Genomic DNA, 7095 nt, shown 5'->3' with positions numbered 1-7095 from the left:
ATAAGCATGAGTGCTTCAAAAACTGTCACAGGGCATCCCTCCCTTCTATCGAGAGGTAGCCGACCGCGCCTTAAGTCTATTCTATTGCTTTGCGATTATACCATGATTACAGTCGATATGGATAGAACTGTATATTCGACATAAGTTTTAGCTACGATGCTTATTTGACGTTGGTGTAAGCTTTAAGGTATAAAAAGAATGTAAACGTTTTTATGCTCACATTGAGAGGGGAATTACTATAATGACATTGGAAATTGGATTGCAGCTGTTTTCTGCCAAAACCGAATTTGCACGTGATCGCGCTGGCACTTTGAATAAAATTGCGGAAATGGGCTATCGTAACATCGAAATTCCACTCGATTTTACAGGCCAGGATTTGTTCAAGCTGGGCGATCTCAAGGCTGCTGACTTGAAGCAGCTTGTAGATCAAGCGGGCTTGAACGTAATCGCCACTCATATTTTCGTCTCGGACGATGCGCAAATCGCTGATGTCATTGCCTTCAATAAAGAGCTGGGCAGTACGAAAGCGATTATTCCGATATCATTTTTCACCAATTACGAGGACGTACTTGCCTTCAGCGAGAAGCTGAACCGCTACGGCAGCCAAATGCGCGAGCAGGGCATCAGCCTGCTTTATCATAACCATTTTCATGAGTTCCAGAAGTTCAATGGAAGCTATGCGCTCGATATTATTTTGGAGCATACCTCTCCTGAAAATGTCGGTTTCGAGCTTGATACCTACTGGGCGCTGCGCGGCGGCGTTGATGTTGTAAGCTATATCAAGAAGCTGGGCAGCCGCTGCGAATTTATTCACCAGAAGGATTTGCCGGCGAGCGTTAATCCGGTTAACCTTTTTGAAACGCTTGATGAAAATGAGCCTGTGACGATGGGAACGTTCATGTCGATTGGAAGCCCAGATGCATTCTCCGAAATTGGAGAAGGCACGATTGATATTGCGAGCATTTTGCGGGCGACCCAAAAGCATACAAGCACTAAATACATTATTGTGGAGCAGGATGCAACAAACAAAGGCGAGCTGGAAAGCATTGAGATCAGCTATAAAGCTTTGACTAAGCTGTTGGCTGAGCTGTAAGGAAGCAAACCTCATAAATCATAAAGATTATAGAAAGAATAATCAGAGCCGAGATCTGTTTGCAGATTCCGGCTCTTTTTGATTTTGCCCAAGGGAAGCGTCAGACGCCTCAAAATCAAATAGGCTAAAGCATTGACTAATTTCAGGAAAAGATTTATAGTGATAAATAGTTTAGTGATGAAATATTTATTAATTGCGTTTTATGATAAAACGCTGGAATGATTGGACGATGAACGCAAATAGGGAAGGGGTGAATACATGCCAAGCAAGGAAGACGTTGTCGAGCTCTCCACCATGTTCAAATCGATCATGAAAAATGCGAATTCAGAGTGGAACAAACGGATGCAAGGGAATATGTCATTGTCCCAGTTCAAGCTGCTATATTGGCTCAAGCAAGATGGACAGCAAAGAGTATCCGATCTGGCAGAGAAAATGTGCATTTCCGCTGCTGCCATAACGGGATTGGCGGATAAGCTGTCTGCGGAGGGCAATATTGATCGGGTTAGGGATGAGGAAGATCGCCGCGTCGTATACATTGATATTACCGAGAAAGGGAAAGCTACTCTCAACCAAATATCGGATGATCAAAAAGAGACGCTGGGCATGATGTTAAACTGTCTGGCTCCAGAGGACATCGCACATTTAAAAAGGATTTTCAAAAAGCTAAACGAGCATATGCATATTTAATTCATACCGAATGGAAGGAAGAGATTTTACCTATGGAACATTTATCACAAAAAAGAAAGCTGACCATCATGGTGGCGATTATGTTCGCCATGTTTTTTGCAGCAATCAACCAAACGATCGTCAGTACGGCGATGCCAAGAATTATTGCAGAGCTGCACGGAATGGAGCTGTACACATGGTCGATTTCCATCTACATGCTCACTTCTACCATCGCGACCGTTCTTGTCGGCAAGTTGTCGGATATTTACGGACGTAAGCCATTTATATTGGCGGGTATTTTATTTTTTATCATCGGCGCTTTTCTTGCAGGAACGTCGACTGACGTTTACCAAATGATTTTCTACCGTGCGATTCAAGGTGTAGGCGCGGGTATTATTATGGCAACGGCCTTTACCGCAGTAGGCGATTTGTTTCCGCCAAGGGAACGCGGCAAATGGACCGGTATTATGACAGCCGTTTTTGGCTTTTCCAGCGTTATTGGCCCAACGTTTGGTGGTTATATTGTTGACCACATGGCTTGGCACTGGGTGTTCTGGATTTTCCTGCCGATCGGCATTATCGCCTTCGTTATGATTTTGACGCTGTTTCCGAAGACGGAACGCAAGCAATCCGAGTCGATTGACTACTTGGGCTCGCTGTTTCTGACGACAACGCTTGTGCCATTGCTGCTTGCTTTTACATGGGCAGGTACGAAATATGCGTGGGGATCTGCCCAAACGATTGGTTTATTCGCAGCAACGATTGTCTCGGCACTGATTTTCGTATTCGTTGAATCCAAGGCGAAAAGCCCGGTGCTTCCGCTTCATTTTTTCAAAAATGGCATTGTGACGCTCTCTAATGTGATTGGCTTCCTGATGAACTTTGGAATGATGGGCGCATTGATTTACCTTAGCTTCTTCGTGCAAGGCGTGCTGGCGATTTCGCCAACCTATGCTGGATATGTAACGATGCCAATGTCGATTGGTATGGTTATTACGAGTGCGATTGGCGGTCAATTGATCAGCAAATCGGGCAAATACAAAAAATTCGCCTTAATCGGCATGCCGCTCATGGTAGCGGGCATGGTGCTGATGGTATTTATGAACAGCGTGTGGATGGCGGTTCTGGCTATGATCGTTTTCGGCCTCGGCCTCGGTCTGGGGATGCCGGTATTCTCGCTCGCGATTCAAAATGCGGTTCCATTCAAGGAGCTTGGCGCCGTTACCGCTGCGATGCAGCTGTTCCGTAATATGGGCGGCACCATCGGTATCGCCGTAATGGGAACCGTGCTGTCAACCAGCTTGAAAAACAATCTGACCGAGCTTGCCCAGTCTGGAGACGCTGTTGACCTCAGCAAGCTTGATCCGAAAGTAGCTCAAGAGTTCGCCGTATTTGCCAACCCGCAAATGCTGACGAATCAGCCGGAGCTGGAGAAGCTGCACCAAAGCTTGCCAGCCGACCTTCAACCATTGTTTACAAAAATGGTCGATATGCTTCGCGAAGCGCTTGCTTCATCGCTTTCTACCGTATTTCTTACAGGTGCGCTTATTCTGGTCGGTGCGGTTATTTTGACCTTCTTCCTGAAAGAAATTCCGCTCCGCACCTCGAATACAGCACCGCAGCCAGCAAGCCCGGAAGCAGCATCGGATACGGATGCGGGCAGCAAGCTGCGCGGCAAGCTTGTCGGTCAGCCGACAGAATAATCGCATTTAAATCGGTACGCTTCTACATCAACATGAATGTCATTAATTAAAAAGCTCTCCTACATGAGGTCCGGCTTCACGAATGCCGACTACATGCTGGAGAGCTTTTTTTATAACAGAAAAGCAAATATGGTTCATACAAAATCAGGCATCTCTTGCGCAGCGGAATCCCATATTGCCAGCAGCGCTGTCGGGTGTATTGGAGCTGCGGGCGGCAACCCGATAACGATTGCAGTAGGACCGATGGCACAGGTAGGAGCCGCCCTTCATCACCTTGCTTTGTCCACTTGGAGGTCCCAGGGGATTTTGGAGCGAAGCTGATTGATGATAATCAACACTAAACCAATCTGCACAGAACTCCCATACATTCCCGACGACATTGTAAAGACCATATCCATTCGGCGAATATGCATCCACAGGCGCGGTCCCCACATAACCATCCATGCTGGTATTCACTGTCGGAAATTTTCCCTGCCAGATGTTGCAGCGATATTGTCCGTCAGGCTTTAATTCATCTCCCCAAGGATAACGCTTTTGATCCAGTCCACCACGAGCAGCATACTCCCACTCCGCCTCCGTTGGGAGCCGTTTCCCCGACCATTTGCAGTAGGCTAAGGCATCGTTAAAGGAAACCTGTACGACAGGATGATCCATCCGTTCTTCCATGCTGGAATCCGGGCCATCCGGATGCTTCCAATCGGCGCCTTCCACGACCCACCACCAAGGTGTGCGTTGCACAGATCGGGTAACCGTTCGTGCGCATGCCTCTGAAACAAAAAGATGGAACACGTAGGACCAGCCATATTGCTCGGATTCGGTTACGTAGCCAGTATCATCAACAAACTGTTTGAATTCACGGTTGCTGACCGCATGGGCATCTATATAAAACGCAGATAGCTCAACCTCGCGAATCGGTCCTTCCCCATCACTAGGAAACCCTTCTAAATCGTCGGTTCCCATCCGAAAAGTGCCACCCGGTAATAATATCATTGGGGCTTGAGGAAGATTTTCGGATGGCTTGCCTGCTTTCAGCGGTTTATGGAAGGCTATAGATGAAGATAGGGGTGCTGTGCTGTTGTCGTGGCGTCTTGCTGCACAACAAGACTTGTCAGGCTGATGATCCATTTCATCACTCATCAATCAATATCCCTCTTTTTATATGATTTTGTATCCACGGATACGTAAGCTTACTCATGCTTGATACCTTGCAGCAGACGGCGTCTATACGCCATTGGCGACATGCCCTCAGATTGCTGAAACGCCCGGGAGAAATGGTGCTGGTCTTCAAAGCCTATTTGACTCGCAATATCTTTGATCGGATAGGAGGTCAGCATAAGCAAATCTCTGGCCTTCTGGAGACGGGCATGGCGAACATATTTCATGGGGGACAACCCGTAAGTCGTTTGAAACAGCGTTCGCAGCTGTTCCTTGCTAAGCGATACATGAGTGGCAAGATCGTCAAGGGATGGCGGCTTATCCAAACGTTTTTCTACATAATCACAAATCTCGAATACACGCTCATCATAAGGGACGGGCTGATCTGGAAGCCGATAACGAATCGTTTGAAACAGCTGCTGTACCCACAACATGCCTTTTGCGCGAATTTTTAAATGCTGAATCGTTTGGTCGGTACTTAATTTAAATAACGGAAATGGTTTGTCGTAGCCCTTCTCGCTCGATTTAATGTCCTTTTCGTCAAATGGCTGCAGAAAAGCGTTATATTCGTCGGCCAGCCTTCTCCATTCCTCTATTAAGGCGTGCACTTCTACGGATGGAACATCAGAGACAACATAGGGAAATCTATAGGAGTGAATAAAATCCATCGCTCCAACCTTGGCTTCGCAAGCCAATGATAAATAATGAAAAGGCTGGTCGGTGCTTAGTCCTTGCCAAGATTGAGCCGTTTTGGGAGCGATGGAAACGATGTCTCCTTTCTTAAGATAATGGCGGATGTGATTGAGCTCAATGACGGCTGTCCCAGACAAGACGATCCAGAAGGTTGTGTAAGGAAAAATATACAAACGCTCATGCGCCTTCGTTAGATTCCATTCCTTCAACCAGCGGACATTAATGTTCAAGTGATCCAATGAGCTTTGATTGCTAAACTCAATAAGATTTTTCATGGTGAACGACCTTTCCTTGCAGCAGTCTGTATTTTTGAAACATATCAGCGTGCTTGTGATAAATACGAGCGACAGTCATGATGCTATAATTGTAAGCATTAACGAGCTTTAATACAAGTAAGTTAATAGGAATAATAAGTTTGCGATTCAGACCAGATAACTGGATGACATTTTGCTTATGTACTCGATATGAATGAATCCAGGGGGAAATGGTATGAAGAAGAATACGGTTCTATCACTCGCAATTATGCTGACAATAACAGCTCTTTTAGCCGCGTGCTCGTCAGGTCAGCCATATAAAGAGAGTGCGACCGCAGCTGGCACTTCTAATGATGAGGTGACATTGAAATTGTGGTATCCGGGAACGGATGAGATCGTAACGGATGCTGTTAACGCAACTATTCAAGGGTTTGAAGCGAAAAACCCGGGCATTAAGGTAGAGGCTACCTTTATTCCATGGGCTGATTATTTTCAAAAGCTGACGGTTGCTTATTCCGGGGGAATGCAGCCAGACGTGCAGGGGCTGGGATTCGGGCAGCTGATTTCCACGGTAAGCCAAGGCAAATACTTAAATTTAACGCCATATATTGAAGCGGATAAATGGGAGGGCCAAGCGGATTTCTTCCCGGATATTTTGAAATCCGGCCAATATGGAGGTGGTCAATACGGGCTGCTGCTGCCAGAAATCCGTCCGCTCGCTTGGCGCAAGGACTACTTTAAGGAAGTAGGCTTAGATCCTGACAGCCCACCAAAGACGTTTGATGAAATATTTGAATATGCCGAAAAGCTTAAGGTTGTCGAGGGTGGCAAAACGGTTCGCGGCGGTATCGACATCCAGACCAGCAATGGGGAGCAATCTTATGTATCCTTGCTTCTGCTGCTTGGCGAAGATTTTTATGATGCAGAAGGGAATCCGACGTTTGACTCTCCTGTTTCCGTGCAGCTTGTACAGAAGCAGGTTGATTTGTACAATTCGGGAGCCATTATACCGTCCAACCAGCAGCAAGTCTCGGGAACACCGTTTCAAAACAGTCAGGCAGCGATGGCATTTATTTCTACGCAAGCCGCGGCGTCGCTGCAAAAGTCGGTAGGTCAAGGCGAAATTGGCTGGGTGCTGCCGCCAGTAGGGCCAGATGGGGAACAGACCGCACTCATGTTAGGCACGTTTCTGTCCGCTGCCGGGCAGACGAAGCATCCGAAGGAAGCATGGGCTTTTATAAAGTTTTGGTTTGAAAAGGACAATGTGCTGGAGTTTACCTCCAAGACGGGATCGATTCCGCCGCTTCAATCGCTTAAGGATGAATATGTGAAGCTGGGCGAAGGAAATGAGGTTGCTTTCGAGGCGCTCAAAGATGCAAAGGGCTACGGTGCCTCAGGCAACTGGTCAATTAACGTTAAGTATTTGCGTATTGCGCTCGAAGAAGCTTTTAACGGGATTAGACCTGCCGAGGAAGCTTTAAAAGAGAATGCCAAAAAAGCTAGAGAGGAAATTGCAAACGCCAAATAAATT

General features: G+C 46.7%; 6 protein-coding genes. 4 read left to right on the top strand and 2 right to left on the bottom strand.

What is annotated here, in order from left to right; translation table 11 throughout:
* The first annotated feature begins 241 nt into the window (after window positions 1-241).
* From ABEW34_RS14640 to ABEW34_RS14630, 3 genes are all read left to right on the top strand, one after another.
* The gene (locus ABEW34_RS14640) at window positions 242-1093 is read left to right on the top strand and encodes a sugar phosphate isomerase/epimerase family protein (RefSeq protein ID WP_430159935.1); all 852 of its coding nucleotides are present in this window, start codon (window positions 242-244) and stop codon (window positions 1091-1093) included.
* A gap of 258 nt (window positions 1094-1351) precedes the next feature.
* Window positions 1352-1780, top strand: coding sequence for a MarR family winged helix-turn-helix transcriptional regulator (locus ABEW34_RS14635; RefSeq protein WP_430159934.1), 429 nt, complete (start codon window positions 1352-1354; stop codon window positions 1778-1780).
* Between the two features lie 32 nt (window positions 1781-1812).
* Window positions 1813-3462 carry an MDR family MFS transporter gene (locus tag ABEW34_RS14630; RefSeq protein WP_430159933.1) on the top strand — a complete coding sequence of 550 codons (1650 nt, stop codon included), beginning with the start codon at window positions 1813-1815 and terminating at the stop codon, window positions 3460-3462.
* A 144-nt stretch (window positions 3463-3606) separates the two neighbouring features.
* On the opposite strand, the gene ABEW34_RS14625 is transcribed toward ABEW34_RS14630, so the two are convergent.
* Together ABEW34_RS14625 and ABEW34_RS14620 are read right to left on the bottom strand one after the other, a co-directional pair.
* Window positions 3607-4599, bottom strand: a complete 993-nt coding sequence (locus tag ABEW34_RS14625; protein WP_430159932.1) for a formylglycine-generating enzyme family protein — start codon at window positions 4597-4599, stop codon at window positions 3607-3609.
* A 50-nt stretch (window positions 4600-4649) separates the two neighbouring features.
* Window positions 4650-5585, bottom strand: coding sequence for a helix-turn-helix domain-containing protein (locus tag ABEW34_RS14620; protein WP_430159931.1), 936 nt, complete (start codon window positions 5583-5585; stop codon window positions 4650-4652).
* Window positions 5586-5799: 214 nt separating this feature from the next.
* Between ABEW34_RS14620 and ABEW34_RS14615 the strand changes: the two genes are divergently transcribed.
* Window positions 5800-7092 carry an extracellular solute-binding protein gene (locus ABEW34_RS14615; protein ID WP_430159930.1) on the top strand — a complete coding sequence of 431 codons (1293 nt, stop codon included), beginning with the start codon at window positions 5800-5802 and terminating at the stop codon, window positions 7090-7092.
* Window positions 7093-7095: the final 3 nt, after the last annotated feature.

The organism is Paenibacillus algorifonticola, assembly GCF_050481745.1.
GTDB lineage: Bacteria > Bacillota > Bacilli > Paenibacillales > Paenibacillaceae > Pristimantibacillus > Pristimantibacillus algorifonticola_A.
The sequence above is the reverse complement of the archived record's forward strand: the minus strand, read 5'-3'. Positions and strand labels throughout refer to the sequence as shown.

Coding starts and splice junctions, on each gene's coding strand:
- ABEW34_RS14640 (WP_430159935.1), top strand. CDS start 242: ATGACATTGGAAATTGGATTGCAGCTGTTTTCTGCCAAAACCGAATTT.
- ABEW34_RS14635 (WP_430159934.1), top strand. CDS start 1,352: ATGCCAAGCAAGGAAGACGTTGTCGAGCTCTCCACCATGTTCAAATCG.
- ABEW34_RS14630 (WP_430159933.1), top strand. CDS start 1,813: ATGGAACATTTATCACAAAAAAGAAAGCTGACCATCATGGTGGCGATT.
- ABEW34_RS14625 (WP_430159932.1), bottom strand. CDS start 4,599: ATGAGTGATGAAATGGATCATCAGCCTGACAAGTCTTGTTGTGCAGCA.
- ABEW34_RS14620 (WP_430159931.1), bottom strand. CDS start 5,585: ATGAAAAATCTTATTGAGTTTAGCAATCAAAGCTCATTGGATCACTTG.
- ABEW34_RS14615 (WP_430159930.1), top strand. CDS start 5,800: ATGAAGAAGAATACGGTTCTATCACTCGCAATTATGCTGACAATAACA.